The organism is Rhodocyclaceae bacterium, from assembly GCA_020248265.1.
Lineage (GTDB): Bacteria > Pseudomonadota > Gammaproteobacteria > Burkholderiales > CAIKXV01 > CAIKXV01.
Window position 1 is genome coordinate 53589 of the sequence record JADCHX010000004.1, and the last position, 16843, is coordinate 70431.

Here is a 16843-nt window from a genome sequence, read left to right on the forward strand (position 1 = left end):
GGCGTCGCGATGCTAGCCCTGGTCGTCGAGAGCCACGGGCCCGTCGACACCCTGCAGTTGCGCGACCGGGCGCAGCCACCTGCGCCTGGCCCGGGCGAAGTGCTTGTAGAGGTGCATGCCGCAAGCATCAACTTCCCCGACCTTATGGTGATCGGGGGAACCTATCAGAACCTGCCGCAGTGCCCGTTCGTGCCAGGCAAGGACCTCGCGGGGCGGGTAGTGGCCACCGGGCCTGGCGTACGTCGACTGCGATCCGGTGACCGCATCATGGCGCATGTGGAGCATGGAGCGTTCGCCCAGCGCGTGCTGGTACCCGAACGCCAGTGCCACCCGCTGCCTGCCAGCATGAGCTACCGGCAAGGCGCCGCGATGGGCCTGACCTACCTGACTGCCCACTTCGCGCTGGTCGAGCGCGCGCGGACGCAGCCGGGCGAGATCGTGATGGTGACCGGCGCAGCCGGCGGCGTGGGGCTCGCAGCGGTGCAGGTGGCACGTGTGCTCGGTGCGACCGTGGTTGCCGCAGTCGGATCCGAGGCCAAGGCCAGGTTCGTCGCCGCGCAGGGCGCGCATCACGTCGTGCGTACCGACCGACCCTCGCTGCGGGACGCGCTGCGCGAGCAGGTGTACGCCGCCGTCGGCAAGCGCGGGGTCGACGTGGTCATCGACCCGGTAGGCGGCGATGTGTTCGATGCGAGCCTGCGCACGCTGGCCTGGTGCGGCAGGCTGGTGATCGTCGGCTTCGCAGAGGGCCGGATCCCCGAGGTGAAGGCGGGACTGCTGCTGGTCAAGAACATCTCGCTGATCGGGCTGCAGGTCAGCGACTACCGAGACCGGGCGCCGGACAGGGTGGATCAGGTGCAGGACGAACTGTATCGATTGTTCGAGCGTGGCAGCCTGAGCCCGTCGATCATGGCCAGTTTCCCGCTGCAGGATTATCGCGCCGCACTGCGCACGGTACAGGACCGCAGCGTCCTCGGAAAGGTCGTGCTCGACCTGTGCGGGCCGGCGGCAGATTGAGTCACCGGCCCGCTCCCCGGCACAGGTGAAGCGGGCCCATCCCAATTCGAAGGAGTACTTCCAGATGGCACGACTCGGGCTTCTTGTTCCCTCTTCGAACACCTCGGTAGAGACCGAGTTCCATCGCACGCTTCCCGACGCGGTGACGCTGCACGTGGGACGACTGTTCCTCACCCAGGTCACGCCGGAATCGGTGCGCCGGATCGTCGCCGACATGGAGGGGCAGGCGAAGCTGCTGGCCTCGGCCGATGTCGACCTGATCGTGCTCGGGGCGACCCTGCCCAGCCTGCTCAACGGCCTGGGCTACGACCAGCAGTTGATCGGCACGATCGAGGCGGCCACCGGCAAGCCTGCGACCACGACCACCACGGCGCTGGTCAAGGCCTTGCACCGCATGGACGTCCGGCGTGTGGTGATGGGTGCGGCCTACGACGACACGATGAACGGCGTGGCATGCAATTTCCTGCAGGCGAGCGGTTTCGAGGTCCTGCAAACCGCTTCGCTCGGCTACGTAGACAACCTGCAGATCGGCCGGCTGTCGTCGGAGACGGCCTACGAACTGGGCTGCAGGATCGCCCGGCCCGACGCCGATGCGATCGTGCTCGCGTGCACCAACTGGATGACGCTCGATGTCATCGAGCGCATCGAGGCCACCACGGGCAAGCCTGTGATCACGACGACGCAGGCGACGCTGTGGGCGGCACTCGGCCTGCTGGGCGTGGAGCCACGCGCCGGATTCGGTCGCCTGATGAACATGAGTGCCGAACGCGCTGCCTCGACGCCGGCCGCGTGATGGATGCGCACACCGATGTCCTGGTGATCGGCGGTGGCGGCGCCGGCCTTGCGGCAGCGGCCGAGGCCGCAGCTGCCGGCCGCAGGGTCATCCTGCTGGAAAAGAATGCCGCGCCCGGGGGCTCGACATCATGGTCCGTGGGTTCCGTCACGGCTACCTCCACGGCGCTGCAGCGGCGTGCCGGCATCGAGGATTCTGCGCAGGCCCACTTCGAGGACCTCGGCCTCCATGCCGGGGCGCTCGCGCCGCGCGACAACCTCGCCCTGCGGCGCCTCTTGGCAGACAACACGACCGAGATGCTCGAGTGGCTCATTTCGCTCGGCGTGGTCTTCGTCGGCCCCATGCCGGAGCCGCCGCACCGCGTCGCCCGCATGCACAACGTGGTGCCGAACTCGAAGTCCTTTGCGTATCACCTCTCACGCCACTGCAAGCGCCTCGGCGTCGATATTCGCTGCTCGATGAAGACCGAGCGTCTGATCACCGATGATGGTGCAGTCCTCGGCGTGGAGGCGCGCGCCGCCGACGGCACCCTGCATCGGTTCCTGGCCCGGGGCGGCGTGGTGCTGGCGAGCGGCGACTACAGCGGCGCAACCGACCTCAAGGCGCGCTTCGCCTCGGAGGCAGTCGCCGACGTCGATGCCGTGAATGCAACGAGCACCGGTGATGGTCACCGGATGGCCATGGCCGTGGGCGCGCGGGTGATCAATGGCGACATCGTTCGCGGCCCGATCATGCGCTTCATACCGCCGACGCGGCCGAACCTGATCCAGCGCCTGCCGCCGGCCCGGCCGATCGCCCGGCTCATCGCGTGGTCGATGGACGTGCTGCCGCAATGGATCCTGCGCCCCTTCCTGATGAGCTTCCTCACCACCGCGCTCGGTCCGTCGACTGATCTGTTCACGGAAGGAGCGATCCTCGTCAACGATGCCGGCCGCCGCTTCACCGATGAACTCGGCAAGCCCGCCCAGGACATCGTCCACCAGGGCGAGCGCAAGGCGTGGATCGTCTTCGACCAGGCGCTCGCGCAGCGCTTCACCGCCTGGCCCTTCTTCGTGTCGACGGCGCCCGGGGTTGCCTACGCCTACCTCGACGACTACCGGCGCAATCGCGCGGATATCTTCCATCGTGCAGATACGGTCGAGCAACTCGCCCGCTCGATGGGGATCGACGGCGATGGCCTCGTCGAGACGCTCGCGCAATACAACGGGGGCGAGCGCGGCAGCCGCCCGGCCCTGGTGCAGCCGCCGTTCCATGCCCTCGGTCCGGTGAAGGGTTACGTGGTGTTCACCGACGGTGGCCTGCAGGTCTCCGAGCAGTTGGAGGTGGTCGGGGCCTCGGGGCAGCCGATCCCCGGCCTGTACGCGGCCGGCTCTACCGGACAGGGCGGACTGCTGCTCGAGGGGCATGGACACCACCTGGGCTGGGCCTTCATTTCCGGACGTATTGCAGGGCGCAATGCGGGACAGAGAGCGGAGCAGTCACGATGATCTTCATGAGTCAGAGCGGGCTGGTCGACGCCAGCCGCCAGGCCGAGTGGGATGCGTGGTATCTCGACCACCTGGCGATCATGGCCACTGTGCCCGGCGTCCTTTCCGCCCAGCGGTTTACTACCAGCAGCGCGGGCCATCCGCCTTCGCTGGGGCTCTACACGATCACGTCGCCAGACGTATTCAACGGCACCTACTACCAGAGCGTGCGCGGCATGGGGCCCTGGTTGCCGCTGATCGCCCGCGAACACTACCGGCGCAATCTGTTCGAAGGACTCGATTGCGCGCCTGAAGTCGAGGCAGGGCAGGTGCTGCTGCTCGAAGACCTGAATGCGGTGCCCGCCGGTGATGCCAGCGCGACCTCGTACCGCGGCCACTGCCTGCGCTCGGTGGGGCTCGATCGATCGACACCCTGCCGCTTCGTGCAGGTGGTGCCCGACGCGGCCGAGCACCTGCCGCACCGCGCCGAGGTGGCGGTTTACCGTCCGGTCAGTGCGCGCCTTGCGGGGAAGCCGGCATGAAGCACGGCGTGGCAGTGATCGTCGGCGCGACCGGCCTGATCGGGCAGCGTCTGGCGCACCACCTGCAGGGTACCGGTTCGTGGGACCTCATCGGACTTTGCCGCAACGCAGCCCGGCCGAGCCCGATACCCCTGCTGTCGGTGGACCTGGTCGATGCCGCAAGCTGCCGGCAGGCCTTGGCGGGCCTCGATGAGGTCACGCATGTGTTCTATACGGCACGTTTCGACCATCCCGAAGGCGTCCATGAGTCGGTCGAAACCAACGCGACCATGCTGCGCAACGTGGTCGATGCAATCGATGACGCCTCGCCCCGCCTCGTCCATGTGCACGCCGTGCACGGAACCAAGTATTACGGCCACAACCTCGGGCCGATTCCGGTGCCGGCCAGCGAAGACAGCGCCCGGGCCTCGAGGGTCAACTTCTACTTCCCGCAAGAGGACTACCTGCGCGAGCGCAGCAAGGTGCGTCCCTGGACGTGGAGTACCTCGCGCCCGCACATCTTCTGCGACGACTCACCCGGGACACCCCGAAACCTTCCGCTGCTGATCGCGGTCTACGCATCCGTCCTGCGCGAAGCCGGGGAGCCCCTGTACTTTCCCGGCACCGAGGCCAGTTACCGCGCGCGTACGCAGTTCACCGATCTTTCGATGCTGTCCCGGATGATCGAATGGATGGCGATCACGCCAGCCTGCGCGAACCAGGCGTTCAATGTCGTGAATGGCGACTGCCCGCGCTGGTGCGACCTGTGGCCGGTGTTTGCCGCCTGCTTCGACATGCAGCCCGGGCCGGTCCGTCCCGCCCGGCTGCGCGACATGATGGCGCCTCGGGCTGCGCAATGGGACGCCATCGTCACTCGCCATGCCCTCGAGCCCTCGAGCCTTGGCGATGCGGTGTTGTGGGAGTACGGCGATTATGTGTTCTGGCCGGAGTGGGACATCGTTTCAGACATGAAAAAAGCCCGCCAGCACGGCTTCACGGAGCAACTCGACAGTGCCCGGCAGCTCGTCGCGCTGTTCGACCGGATGCGTGCGCAGCGGATCATTCCGTAGGAGGAGACTTCGAATGAAGAGCATCTGCCGCGCATTGATCATCGCATCGCTGTCGGTTGCCGCGACTGCCCATGCACAGACCTATCCGGACAAGCCCATTCGCTGGATCGTGCCGTGGCCACCAGGTGGCGGTGCCGATGTGCTGTCGCGCATGCTGAGCGGGCGCCTGGCCGAGCTGATGGGACAGCCGGTGATCATCGACAACCGCGGTGGCGCGGCGGGCAACATCGGCGCGGAGGTCGCCGCACGCTCGACCCCCGACGGCTACACCATTGCCTTCGCCTACTCCGGCACGCACTCGATCAATCCACACATCTATTCGAAGATGCCGTTCCGCGACAGCGATTTTGCGCCGGTGATCTGGTTGTCGATGGTGCCCCAGGTACTGGTGGTCAATCCGGCCGTCCCGGCCAAGACGGTGAAGGAACTGATCACGCTTGCCCGCGCGCGCCCCGGTGAGCTGACCTTCGGTTCCAGCGGCAACGGCGCCATCAACCACCTGACCGGTGAGCTGTTCAACATGCGCGCTGGCACGAAGATCCTGCATGTTCCCTACAAAGGGGGTGGCCCGGCCTCGATCGCGCTGATCTCGGGCGAGATCAGCATGATCTTCGGTGAGCCGGCGACCATCGTGCAACAGGTCAGGTCGGGCAAGCTGCGCGCGATCGCAGTGACCAGCGCGGCGCGCGCCAAGGCCATGCCCGAGTTGCCGACGCTGGCCGAGTCCGGTATTGCAGATTACGAGGTCACTTCCTGGAACGGCGTGCTGGCTCCGGCGGCGACCCCGCGTGAAATCATCAACCGGCTGAATACCGAATTCAACCGGATGATCGCGGCACCGAGCATGCAGGCAAGGATGCTCGAATTCGGATTCGAGCCTACTGGCGGAACGCCGGAGCGGTTCGGGAGCCTGATCCGCGATGAGCTTGCCAAATGGGCGCCGGTCGTCAAGGCGGCCAGCATCAAGATCGATTGACGAGACACTGAAGGGAAGAATCTCCGATGGATCAGTATCCAACCTTGAACCTGATCGTGCGGCATGGTGAGGCCCTGGCCGTCGTCTCCGGGCTTCTGCCGCTCCTGGGCGCGATTGCCGCGTTCGTGCTCGGTACGCACTGGGTCGTGGTTGTGGCAGGAGCGGTTGCCGGCGGATTCCTTTACCTGCTGATGCGCAGTTACGTCGAGCTGGTGCGCGTGATGGCCGACATGCTGATTCCCAAGTGAGGCAGAGCAGATGAACAACGAAGATATCCGTGATGTAGTCGTCGTCGGTGGCGGCCTGGGCGGGTTGAGTACGGCCGTGCGCGCGGCCCAGCTCGGCCTGCGCGTGACCGTGCTGGAACGCGGCGAGGAAGAGCTGTACCTCTGCAACTCGCGTTTCTCGGGGGGCATACTGCATATCGCCCAGCACAACGTGCTCGAGCCGGCGGAACAGCTTGAACAGGTCATCCTCGAAGCCACCCTGGGCGAGGCGGATCCAGCGCTCGCCCGCACGCTTGCGCTCGATGCCCGCCGTGCCGTAGGCTGGCTCGCCGAAGCGGGCACACGGTTCATCAAGGTCGGACAGATCGTGTGGCAGCAGCATGTCCTTGCGCCACCGCGACCGATCACCCCCGGCCTGGATTGGAAGGGGCGCGGACCGGATGTAACGCTCCGGGTGCTCGAAGCGCAGTTGACCAAGGCGGGGGGCTCGATACTGCGCGGCACCGCCGCCTGCAGCCTGATGGAAAGCGGCGGCAGGTGCATCGGGGTCGAAGCGCAGTCGCGGGACGGCAAGGCCCTGCAGTTTCCCGCGCGTGCGGTCGTACTCGCCGATGGCGGCTTCCAGGCGAACCTGCAGATGATCGGCGAACACATCACCCCTGCACCGGCCAGGCTCAAGCAGCGTGGCGCTGCAACCGGTGTCGGCGATGGCATGCGCATGGCCCGCGCGCTCGGCGCCGAAGTCAGTCCGCTGAACGCCTTCTATGGCCACATGCTGTCGCGCGACTCGTTCACCAACGACAAGGTCTGGCCTTATCCGCAGCTTGACGAACTCGGCACCGCCGGTATCGTCGTCAACGCGGACGGTGAGCGTTTCGTGGATGAAGGCATGGGTGGCGTCTACGTGGCCAACATGATCGCCCGGCTCGCCGACCCGCTCTCGACCTGGGCCGTTTTCGACGAGGCGATCTGGAACGGCCCGGGCAAGGACGCCCGGATTCCAGCCAATCCGCATCTGGTCAGGGGCGGGGGTACGGTGCTGCAGGCAGCCACCCTGACCGACCTGGCCGCGCAGATGCACGTTCCCGCCGAGCGGTTGATGCTGACTGCAGAGCGGTACAACGACGCCATCGCACAAGGCAGCGGCGAGCAGCTCAGCCCGCGCAGGACGTCCACCCGGATCTCCGCCCGGCCCCTGCGGGAAGGCCCGTTCTATGCCGTGCCCCTGTGTGCAGGCATCACCTACACGATGGGCGGCATCTGCATCAGCGCCGATGCCCGCGTGGTTCGCGGCGGCGGCGAGTCGATCAGCGGCCTGTACGCCGTCGGCGCGACGACCGGTGGGCTGGAAGGCGGCAGCGGTGCCGGTTATGTCGGTGGACTGATCAAGGCGGCCACCTTCGGCATTCGTGCAGCCGAAGACATCGCGCGAACGATCCGATGATCGCGCGCTGGCTGGCCCAGGCCTGCCTGCACCAGCGGAGCAGCCCGCGTTGAAGGTGAGCGGACGGTGTCAATGCGGGCAGATCACCTATGAGGCGACGGTTGATCCGGAGCAGGTCGGAATCTGCCACTGCACCGATTGCCGAAGGTTGTCGGGCGCACCGTACCGCGTGCGCCTGCCGGTACCGATCGAGGATTTCAAGCTGCTGAGCGGCAGCCCGAAGACATACCTCAAGACGGGCGACAGCGGTGCGCGCCGGATGCATGCGTTCTGCGCCGAGTGCGGAAGCCCGGTCTACGCCAGCGCGCCGGAAAGCCCGACCTCGATCACGCTGCGCGTGTGCTGCCTCGATCACGCAAACGACCTGCCGCCGAAGAGACAGATCTGGTGCCGCTCGGCACTGTCCTGGGCTGGGCCGCTCGAGGGATTGCCTGGCCTCGACCGACAGTGACGACCCGGCCTCGCCAAACGGCAAGCCCGCAGCCCATGGGGGTGGGGGTCAGGTCTTGAATTTTGCAGAATACGAAACGGGATTGCTCTCGGCATTCGAGCACGCTGCACTAAAGCCACCTTCGATTCATGCCCATCGATGATCCACACCCGTAACGGCAGCGAAGTCCTCGACGCCCTGCGCCCGGTCGCTTCGCGCGGCACCGGCGTATAGCACTGGGGCGCGTCCTGCTTCGGCCCGCGCTGCAGCAGCGAGGGGCTCGCGCCGGGGCTCGACCCGAAGGCGGGCAATGGCTGCTACCTGTTCGTTGCCAACGGCAGTCTGCTCCTCGGCGGGCAGTCGCTGCCGGAGTGGTCGATGGTGTTCGTCGACCCCGGCGAGGCGGGGTCGACGAACACCGCCGGGCCACTCGGAGCCGAGGTGCTGGTGATGCAGTTCCTGAGGCCAGCGGTGACCCTGGGCGTCCGGACCAGCTCTATGGCGCTTGTACCTCGCTGCTGCGCAGGCACGCGACGAGCTTGTCCACTTCTCCTTCGGCGTCGCGCCACCAGTCGGTCGACCACACCCGCGCGATCTTCCAGCCGAGGTTCTCCAGCACGAACTGACGCAACCGGTCGCGATCGCGTGCCGTCGCCCCGGAGTGGTACGTCCGGCCGTCGCACTCGATGCCGAGCAGGTAGCGCCCTGGTGCGTTCGGGTCGACCACCGCCAGGTCGATGCGGTAGCCCGAGCAGCCTACCTGCGCATGCACATCCCAGCCGCGTTCGCGCAGCGCCTGCATCACCGCCTGCTCGAACGGGCTCTCCGGTTCGCGTCCGGTCGGCGTGGACTGCGCGATGAGTGCGCGCGGACCCTTGATCGCGAAGTCGAGGTAGTGCTTGAGGTCGCGCACGCCCGCGGCGCGTACCTTCGAGGTGTCGATCTGCCCGGGGTCCAGCGAACTGAAGATACGCACGGCTTCGCGCGCGCGGGTGATCGCCACGTTCAGGCGTCGATGACCGCCTTCGCCGTTGAGCGGGCCGAAGTTCATCGTCATGCGCCCCGCGGCGTCCAGGCCGAAGGTGGTCGAGAAGCAGATCACGTCGCGCTCGTCGCCCTGCACGTTCTCGAGGTTCTTGATGAACAGCGGCTCGTTGCTGGCAGCCGAGATCGCGCGGTCGAGTTCGGCGTTCGTGCTGCGCCGCTGGTCGAGCAGCGTCTCGATCAGCGCCTGCTGCGGCTGGTTGAAGGTGACCACGCCGATCGAGCGGGGCTTGCGGTCGATCGGCGTGCCGTCGGCTGCAGCCGGTGCGTCGAGGTAGTGCCGCTCGATCGCCGCGACGACCGCCTCGGCCTCGATGCGGTTGGTGCGCGAGCCACCGCGGTCGTACACGCCTTCGACCCGCTCGTAGCGTACTGCGGTGTCGTTGGTGACCGGTGACGGGAAAGTGATCAGGCTCGACTCGTAGTACGTCACGTTGCTGAACGCGATCAGGCTCTCGTGCCGGCTGCGGTAGTGCCATTGCAGGCTGCTGCGGTTCATGCCGGCGCCAAGGCACTCGTCGAGGATGCTCTCCAGGTCTTCGATCTGTTCCTCGTCGGTCGTCGCGCCGTCGTTGTCGGTGGACTTGTTGAAGAAGTTGGTCGGCGGCAGCTGCTTCGGATCGCCGACCACCACCAGTTGCCGGCCGCGCGCGATGGTGCCCACGGCGTCCCAGACGGTGATCTGCGAGGCCTCGTCGAACACCACCAGGTCGAACGGTGCATAGCCGGCATCGAGGTACTGCGCGACCGACAGTGGCGACATCAGCAGGCAGGGCTTGAGCCGCGGCAGCAACGTCGGCAGCGCCTGCACCAGCTGGCGGATCGGCAGGTGCCGGCGCTGCTTCTGCAGCTCGCGGCGCAGCCGGCCGAGCTCGGCGTCCGCGCCCGGCAGCGACAGGCCGGACCAAGGCACGCCGGCGGCGAGCTTCGCGGCGATGTAGGCCTGGGTGAGCGCCTGGAAGCGCGCGTCGGCATCGCGGAACTCGAGGATGCAGCGCGTATGATCGGCGCTCGAGAAGCCACGCAGCAACGGTTCGCCGTCGATGGTCTTCTTCACCCACCAGTGGCGATAGCTGTATTCGAAGTGGCTGGCGATCGCGGCGAGCGGCACGGTGCGGCTGGATCCGGCATTCTCCAGCGTGGCCACGATGCCTTGCAGCCCGTGCGCGATCGCCTGTTCGCGCACCTTGCGCCACAGGCACCACGGCTGCAGCCGGCGGTGTGCAGCGGCCCATCCGGCGAGGGTACTGCGAATGCGTTCGAGTGCGCCACCGGCGGCGGTTGCGCCCTGTACCGGCGCAGGTGCGGACGCAGTTACAGACGCAGCTGCCGGCGCCGTCACGTGTTCGAGCGCGGTCTTCGCCAGCGCTTCGACCGCCTGCAGCGCGGTGTTCAGCGCGCGCCAGGCATCGCGCTGCTCGACCAGCGCCCGGCCCACCGGGCCGTCGGGCCGCAGCAGCGCGCGGTCCTCGGCTACCAGCGGTTGCAGCGTGGCGCGCAACGCGTGCGTCCGCGCCGGATCGCTGCCCGCGACCCGGGTGACGCTGTCGGCGAACTGCTTCGCCCATCGCTCATGGCCGGCCACAGCGGCCCAGTCGGTGGCGATGCCGTCGAACTGCTCCTGCAGCAGTGCCTGGGCATCGTCCTGCATCGAGCGCAGCAGCTGGTCTTCTTCGTTCACCGCGGCCAGCGGTTCGAACAGCATGGGGATGGCGTCGGCGGCCGGCGGTGCGCCGTCGTCGCGAAAGGCAGCCAGCCGCTTGCGCATCGAGCGTTTGTCCAGTGCCGACTTCGGCCACCAGGTTGCGCTCGCCTGCGACCACTCGGCCTGCAGCTCGATGGCGTTCAGTTTCGCCAGCAGCGGTGTCCAGCCAGGGCCGATGGCCTGCCAGTGAGCGTTGCGCGCCCTGCCGCACCTGGACAGCACCTGGATGCGGGCGCGCGCACGCGCATCGTGGGCCGCACGGGCGAGGCCGGCCGGCACCGTCGGGGCCGCGAGCAGCAGGTCGGCGAGCTGGTCGAGGCAGCGCCAGCCGTCCATCGACAGCCCGCTGCACGGAAGTTTCAGGTGGGCACCGACGGCCTGTGCGGCCTGCTGGAACGCCGCGATCGCGGTATCGAGCGTGCGCGCCGCGGCAAGCAGGTCGTCCTGCCAGCTCGGACTCCACTCGGTGTGGCCGATCGCGGCGAGCGGATGGCCCTCGATGCGGCCGACCGGGTCGGCGAGCGAGGCCATCCGCCGCGACAGTTCGCGCAGCGCGTCGAGCGCTTCCCGGTCGTGCACCTGCGGGTCTGGCCAGGGCATCGGCGAGGCAGGCGCAGCGTCGTCGCGCCCTTGTGCCGCGATGCAGGTGCCGATCGCGTCGAATACAGTGAGCCCGTTCGGATACGCCCGGTGCAGCGCATCGACCAGCCCGTTGAGCGACTGCCGCAGCGCGCCGAGGCGATCGGCCTCGCGCTGCCATTCACCGGATGGCTTCCGTGCGGCGATATCGAGTGTCGCCCCGAGCGCGCGTACGATCTCGGCCTTCTTCGCCTTCGCCGAATGCAGCTCGAGGCAGAACGGGCCGAGGCCGATCTGCTCCAGCCGCCGGTGCACCACTTCGAGCGCGGCCAGCTTCTCGGAGACGAACAGAACGGTGCGGCCCTTCGCCAGCAGGTGCGCGATCAGGTTGGTGATCGTCTGGCTCTTGCCGGTGCCGGGCGGGCCCTCGAGCACCAGGTCGCGGCCGGCGTCGATCGCGCAGATGGCTTTCAGCTGCGACGAGTCGGCGATCAGTGGCGCCAGGATGTCTTGCGGCGCATAGGTGTCGTCGAGGCGGTCCAGGCCGGGCAGTGGCTCGTCACGCACGAACGCTTCGCCCGGGCGGTCGATCAGGTGCTGCACCACGCGGTTGGCCTTGAGCTGCGCGGTGCGGTCCTGCAGGTCCTTCCACATCAGGTATTTGGTGAACGAGAACAGGCCGAGGTGCGCTTCATCGAGCACCTCCCATTGCTTGAGGTCGGTGACCGCGAGGCGGAACGCCTGCAGCAGGCGGGCGACATCGATGCCCTTGTCGTCGGTGGGCAGGGCTTCCGCGGCAGCGCCGGCACTGGCGGTGCTGCCGAGGCTGCCCAGGTCGCCGATGCGGATCTCTTCGCGCAGCCGCATCATCTGCAGCAGCGTCGGGTTGACGATCGCGTCGTCGTCGTGGCGCACCAGCCGGAAGCCGGAGCGTACCGACTGGCGCAGCAGCGTCACCGGCACGAGCAGGATCGGCGCCAGGTGCGAGGCCTCGGCCCGTTCGGTGTCGGTCCAGCGCAGCAGGCCGAACGCGATGAACAGCGTGTTCGCACCGCCTTCCTCCAGCCCCTCGCGTGCCTTGCGGAACAGGTTGGTCAGCGTCGCGCTCAGGTCCTCGGGCGAGAGCCTGACCAGCAGTTCGCGGTCGGCGAGCGCGTTGCGTGCCATCTCGTCCCACGGCGTCTGGCCGGTGCGGTTGCGATGGACCTCGGACGAGCGGGGGTCCTTCCCGTCCATGATCTCTGGTTCGGCGCGCAGGCGGAACTCGCCGCCGTCGGACAGCGCATCTTCCAGCGCGGCGAGGTCGGGCGCGGCGATACGCAGCGTCGACTTCGATGGCTTGAAGTTGAGCAGCCGGTTGCGCAGGGTCAGGTCGAGCAGCTTCGACTTCCACTTCGACAGCCGGCCCTCGGGCGTGTCGTCTGGGCCGGCGTCGACGATCCTGAGCAGCGCCGGGTCGAGCGGCGGCAGGTCGGGCATGGGCTCGATGGGGGCGGCCGCGGCCGCCGGAGTGCCGCCCGCCGCGCCTTTGTCTGTGTCTGCGCCGGGGCCGTCCACCGCCATCGACCGCGACGGCAGCGGCCGGATGTGCACCGCGCGCGCGCGCCGGATGTCGATCGCATAGAGGAACTGTCCGCCATCGGCGAGGTAGCCCTGCCCCTGCTCGAGCGCGATGCGCAGCGACGGCCGCTGCGTCGGATGCTGCGCGACGCCGGTGGTCTCGAACACCAGCAGCTCGCCGCTCGCCACCCGCTTGCGCACCGACTGCACGTCATCGACCAGCGGATCCGGGAATGCGGCGTCGTGCAGCCAGGCGCCGATCCATGCATGGCCTTCCTTCAGCAGCACCACGGCCCCGAGACCGGCCTGTTCCAGGCAGGAGGCGAACAGCATCGCGAGATCCAGGCAACTGCCCACCCGGTGCTCGAGGATGCGGCCCGGCGTGCGTACCTTCTGCCCGTCGGTGCCGAACGAGGCCGGCGGCTCGACATACTGCAGCCCCTCGTTGCACACGGCGGTGTAGAGCGCCGACACCTGCTGCCACACTGCTTCGCGGCGCTTCGACTGGTAGCCGTCCATCGACAGCCCTGGCTGCGCCACCTTCAGCAACTGCGACGCCTTGCCCACCAGCGAATCGACTGCCGGGTCGTTCGGCATGGAGAACGCCGCCAGCAGTTCCGGCAGTGACCGTGTGCCGGCCCACTGGTCGTAGGCGAGCACTTCCACTGCCTGGGTGGCGCGGGCGAGTTCACGGTCTCCGGTGCGCACGGCAACCGTGATGCTGGCCTGCACCGCCTCGGCCAGGTTGGCCAGGAAGGCGTGGTCCGGCGGCAGGTCGAGCGGTGCGACATGCCGGCGCTCGCCCGGCTGCAGGCGGTCGAAGCGCAGCATGACCCCGCGCGCGAACGGTGGGTTGCAGGCGACCTCGACCTGCAGGTCTTCCAGCGGCGCGTCGCCGGCATGGACCAGCACGAGGGATCGCACCACCGGCACCCCACACTGGATCGATGCGTAGCCGAGGATGGCATCGGCGTCGAGGGTGATCTCGAGGAGGGGCGCGGCGGCGGCAGTGGGCGCAGGGGTGTTCAGGGTCGGTCCGTTTCGGTGGCGCTGGGGTGCGGTGGGACTTCTGGACTTCTGGACTTCGGGACGGCGGGACGGCGGATCGGGAGGGACCATGCAATGTAGCCGTTTCGACGGGGTCTGCTCAATGCCGGGGGGCCGTCGTCATGCATGCGGTACATTCGCGAGCGGGGCCTCCCGCGCCCCGCGAGGGATACGCTGCCGGCAACGTTCCGGCTACACGGAGGAGGTCATCATGTCAGTCGGCCAACATGTCGGGATGGTTTCCGGTTTCCTGGGCCTTGCACTGTCCGGCATCGCGCTCCAGGGCGCGGCCCAGCAGGATTTCCCGGTGAAGCCGATCCGGCTCATCGTGCCCTCTGGCGCGGGGGGTGGTACCGACGGCACCACGCGCCTGGTGGCGCCGAAACTCGATGAATTCTTCGGCCAGCGCGTGCTGGTCGAGAACCGGCCGGGTGCCGGCTCCATCGTCGGCACCGAGTTCGTGGCCCGTTCCGCGCCCGATGGTTACACGCTGCTCACCGCGATCAGCAGCATGACCATCCAGCCGTCGATCACGAAGAACCTGCCGTTCGATCCGGTGCGCGACTTCGCGCCGGTGAGCCAGTACGTGTCGCTGCCGAACATCCTGCTCGGCAACCTGTCCCTGCCGCCGCGCAACGTCAAGGAACTGATCGCCTTCGCCCGCGCACGGCCCGGCACGCTCGAATTCGCCTCGGCGGGCACTGGCTCCAGCCTGCACATGAGCATGGAACTGTTCCTCAGCATGGCCGGGCTGAAGATGGTGCACGTGCCATACAAGAGCGCGACCACCGGCATCGGCGACGTGGTCGCCGGCCACCTGCCGCTGATGGTGAACAACATGATCGTCGGCACGTCGTACGTGAAGTCCGGTCGCCTGCGCGCCTACGGCGTGACCAGCGCCACGCGGTCGAAGAGTGCCCCCGAGATCCCGACCATCGCCGAGCAGGGCGTGCCGGGCTACGAGGCGGTGCAGTGGTACGGCATGATCGCCCCCGCCGGCACGCCGAAGGAAGTGATCGCGCGCCTGCACAAGGGCGTGGTGTTCGCGCTGCAGGATCCGGGCACGCGCGAGCGGCTGGTCTCCAGCGGCGCCGAACCGGTGGCCAGCACGCCGGAGGAGTTCGCGGCGCTGATGCGCGCCGAGGTGGTGAAGTGGGCGAAGGTGGTGAAGGCCGCGGGGATACGGCAGGAGTAGGCGGCGGGCGTTCCGCGCACGCTGTGGCTGCGATGTCCACGTTGGCAAGGTTCACAGCCCACGGGCCCCTGTTCTTCATCATTCGTGAGGATATGCTCGGAGAATCACGCACCTAACCGCGCTCCTGCCCAGTGAGCGTGCAGCCGTCCATGGGGACGGTCGGCACGCCGCAGACAGGAGCCACCATGACGACGCCGGCCTCGAGAACCCGTCGGGCCTGCAACCGCGCGCGCATGACCCTGGCTTGAGGGGTCCGGTGGGTGGCGTCGGCATCGAGTCCAACGACGTTGTCTCCATGACCGACACGATGGTGCGCGACATGATGGCGATGCCCGAGATCGTCGGGCGATCGGTCGCACCGCGGGTGATCAGCGATGCCGAGTACTTCGTGAACGATTCGGCGCAGCCGATCAACCGGAACCTCATCACCGACCGCCTGCGCCTGAACCTGAATCGCGCAGCCCGGAACCGGCTGGTGTTCGTGGGCCGCAACCACTCGCAGGCGGTGGCCCTTGAGCGGGACCTCAAGCGGTCGGGTGCCGTCGATGTCGGCACCACGGGCCTCACCAAGGCGCAGGCAGGAGCCGACTTTCGCCTGGGCGGACGCATCTCTTCCCTCGATGCTCGCAACCCCAGGACTGGCGTGATGCAGCGCTACAAACAGATCGTGTTCGAACTGTTCGACCTTGAGACGGGCGTGATCGTGTGGACGAACATGTCAGCGGTCGGCGCAACAGCCCGCTTCGGGAGGCGGACGAATGGACCCTCGTGTCAGCGTTCGAGGCTGGCCTGCGCGACGCCGGGTGCTGGGCTGGTTCCTGTCGCGCGACGTGACAGATGCCGCAGGCCAGGCCCGTCCTTCCGCCCGTCGCCGTCCGGCTTCGAACGTATCGAGTCGGCAAAGGGGCCGGAGTCCGCCGGCCGCAGCGCCACGGCCACCGGACACGCCCGCCTCGCCCTCACCATGCCAATGCACTGTCGGGCCGGGCAAGGCCTGCGCCTTTCTCCGCGCTGCGTTCGGTGTTCGGGATCGCAGGTCCAACCCCGGCCTCCGGTGCGAGGTCCCTGATGCGCGCCTGTAGTGCGGACATCGGCGGCAGTGTCGATGCCTTCCGTACGACGTGCGTGATGGTCCGCACGCCCACCTTCCCCCGGATCGCTCCGATCTGCGTGCGGATGGTGTGCAGGCTCACGGAGCGCTGATCTGCGATGTCCTGGGGAAGAAGGCCATCGCACAGGGCCACCAGCACCTCCCGTTCGCTCGGCGTGAGCCCGAAGGCCTTTGCGAACAGGGTGAGTACGATGGGTTCGAGTGGCTCGAAGTGGCCGGACAGCAGCACGACCATCGGCTCTGCGCCTTCGAACTCGCCCACGAGCGGGATGATTGCGTACAGTCGGCCGTCCGCCGCGTCTCCGAGTTCCACCAGCGATCGCATGCCGCGGACGGCTCCGGCGAGGGCCTGTTCGAAGCACGCCTGCTGCGCACTCGAGGCAGCCCTGACCTGTCCGCTGCGCAGATCCAGGCCGCCGCCTGCCTCCAGCGAGGCATGCCCAGCGAGGTTTGCGTATAGCAGCGTGGCGCGCGCATCGAGCAGCAGCACGCGAAGCGAGATTGCATTCAGGACCTCGCTGAGCCGCTGGCCCAGGTCGACGGAAGATGGCACGGACGGAATAGGACTTGGCATGGGGGCTCGATGGCATCTCGCCGAGGGAGTCGGCGGCTCCTGCTTGATCGAGGCGGACTTTGCGGGATGCTGTCAGCGATGCCA

The 16843-nt window shown here is 67.9% G+C and carries 13 protein-coding genes; 11 read left to right on the plus strand and 2 right to left on the minus strand.

From position 1 onward, the window contains the following. The first annotated feature begins 9 nt into the window (after positions 1 to 9). From ING98_03995 to ING98_04035, 9 genes are all read left to right on the plus strand, one after another. Positions 10 to 1017, plus strand: coding sequence for an NADPH:quinone oxidoreductase family protein (locus ING98_03995; protein MCA3101011.1), 1008 nt, complete (start codon positions 10 to 12; stop codon positions 1015 to 1017). 64 nt (positions 1018 to 1081) lie between these two features. Continuing rightward, complete coding sequence (locus ING98_04000; protein MCA3101012.1) at positions 1082 to 1810, plus strand: aspartate/glutamate racemase family protein; 729 nt, start codon at positions 1082 to 1084, stop codon at positions 1808 to 1810. Continuing rightward, positions 1810 to 3297, plus strand: coding sequence for an FAD-dependent oxidoreductase (locus tag ING98_04005; GenBank protein MCA3101013.1), 1488 nt, complete (start codon positions 1810 to 1812; stop codon positions 3295 to 3297). Before ING98_04000 ends, ING98_04005 begins: the two co-directional genes overlap by 1 nt. Further along, entirely contained in the window at positions 3294 to 3818 is a 525-nt protein-coding gene (locus ING98_04010) for a hypothetical protein (protein ID MCA3101014.1), read from the plus strand. Before ING98_04005 ends, ING98_04010 begins: the two co-directional genes overlap by 4 nt. After that, on the plus strand, positions 3815 to 4867 hold the full coding sequence (locus ING98_04015) for an SDR family oxidoreductase (protein MCA3101015.1): 1053 nt from the start codon (positions 3815 to 3817) through the stop codon (positions 4865 to 4867). Before ING98_04010 ends, ING98_04015 begins: the two co-directional genes overlap by 4 nt. A 13-nt stretch (positions 4868 to 4880) precedes the next feature. Then, positions 4881 to 5843 (plus strand): tripartite tricarboxylate transporter substrate binding protein, encoded by a 963-nt coding sequence (locus ING98_04020; protein MCA3101016.1) that lies wholly within the window; start codon positions 4881 to 4883, stop codon positions 5841 to 5843. Between the two features lie 44 nt (positions 5844 to 5887). Continuing rightward, positions 5888 to 6091, plus strand: a complete 204-nt coding sequence (locus ING98_04025) for a hypothetical protein (GenBank protein MCA3101017.1) — start codon at positions 5888 to 5890, stop codon at positions 6089 to 6091. 10 nt (positions 6092 to 6101) lie between these two features. Further along, positions 6102 to 7514, plus strand: coding sequence for an FAD-dependent oxidoreductase (locus tag ING98_04030; protein MCA3101018.1), 1413 nt, complete (start codon positions 6102 to 6104; stop codon positions 7512 to 7514). Positions 7515 to 7563: 49 nt separating this feature from the next. Continuing rightward, positions 7564 to 7965 carry a GFA family protein gene (locus ING98_04035; GenBank protein MCA3101019.1) on the plus strand — a complete coding sequence of 134 codons (402 nt, stop codon included), beginning with the start codon at positions 7564 to 7566 and terminating at the stop codon, positions 7963 to 7965. 475 nt (positions 7966 to 8440) lie between these two features. Here the strand turns inward: ING98_04035 and ING98_04040 are convergent, their stop codons facing one another. Continuing rightward, the gene (locus ING98_04040) at positions 8441 to 13951 is read right to left on the minus strand and encodes a DUF4011 domain-containing protein (protein ID MCA3101020.1); all 5511 of its coding nucleotides are present in this window, start codon (positions 13949 to 13951) and stop codon (positions 8441 to 8443) included. Between the two features lie 139 nt (positions 13952 to 14090). Here ING98_04040 and ING98_04045 point away from each other — a divergent pair, with 139 nt between their 5' ends. Both ING98_04045 and ING98_04050 read left to right on the plus strand, forming a co-directional pair. Continuing rightward, a complete protein-coding gene (locus tag ING98_04045; GenBank protein ID MCA3101021.1) occupies positions 14091 to 15074 on the plus strand; it encodes a tripartite tricarboxylate transporter substrate binding protein in 984 nt (327 codons plus the stop codon). Between the two features lie 295 nt (positions 15075 to 15369). Beyond that, positions 15370 to 16143 (plus strand): hypothetical protein, encoded by a 774-nt coding sequence (locus ING98_04050; GenBank protein ID MCA3101022.1) that lies wholly within the window; start codon positions 15370 to 15372, stop codon positions 16141 to 16143. Here ING98_04050 and ING98_04055 read toward each other — a convergent pair. Beyond that, entirely contained in the window at positions 16034 to 16759 is a 726-nt protein-coding gene (locus ING98_04055; GenBank protein MCA3101023.1) for a helix-turn-helix transcriptional regulator, read from the minus strand. The two genes, ING98_04050 and ING98_04055, sit on opposite strands and share 110 nt — an antisense overlap. Positions 16760 to 16843 lie beyond the last annotated feature (84 nt).

Bases quoted from the DNA above. Each gene is read 5' to 3' on its own strand.
- ING98_03995 (MCA3101011.1), top strand. From the start codon at position 10: ATGCTAGCCCTGGTCGTCGAGAGCCACGGGCCCGTCGACACCCTGCAG.
- ING98_04000 (MCA3101012.1), top strand. From the start codon at position 1,082: ATGGCACGACTCGGGCTTCTTGTTCCCTCTTCGAACACCTCGGTAGAG.
- ING98_04005 (MCA3101013.1), top strand. From the start codon at position 1,810: ATGGATGCGCACACCGATGTCCTGGTGATCGGCGGTGGCGGCGCCGGC.
- ING98_04010 (MCA3101014.1), top strand. From the start codon at position 3,294: ATGATCTTCATGAGTCAGAGCGGGCTGGTCGACGCCAGCCGCCAGGCC.
- ING98_04015 (MCA3101015.1), top strand. From the start codon at position 3,815: ATGAAGCACGGCGTGGCAGTGATCGTCGGCGCGACCGGCCTGATCGGG.
- ING98_04020 (MCA3101016.1), top strand. From the start codon at position 4,881: ATGAAGAGCATCTGCCGCGCATTGATCATCGCATCGCTGTCGGTTGCC.
- ING98_04030 (MCA3101018.1), top strand. From the start codon at position 6,102: ATGAACAACGAAGATATCCGTGATGTAGTCGTCGTCGGTGGCGGCCTG.
- ING98_04040 (MCA3101020.1), bottom strand. From the start codon at position 13,951: ATGGTCCCTCCCGATCCGCCGTCCCGCCGTCCCGAAGTCCAGAAGTCC.
- ING98_04045 (MCA3101021.1), top strand. From the start codon at position 14,091: ATGTCAGTCGGCCAACATGTCGGGATGGTTTCCGGTTTCCTGGGCCTT.
- ING98_04050 (MCA3101022.1), top strand. From the start codon at position 15,370: ATGACCGACACGATGGTGCGCGACATGATGGCGATGCCCGAGATCGTC.
- ING98_04055 (MCA3101023.1), bottom strand. From the start codon at position 16,759: ATGCCAAGTCCTATTCCGTCCGTGCCATCTTCCGTCGACCTGGGCCAG.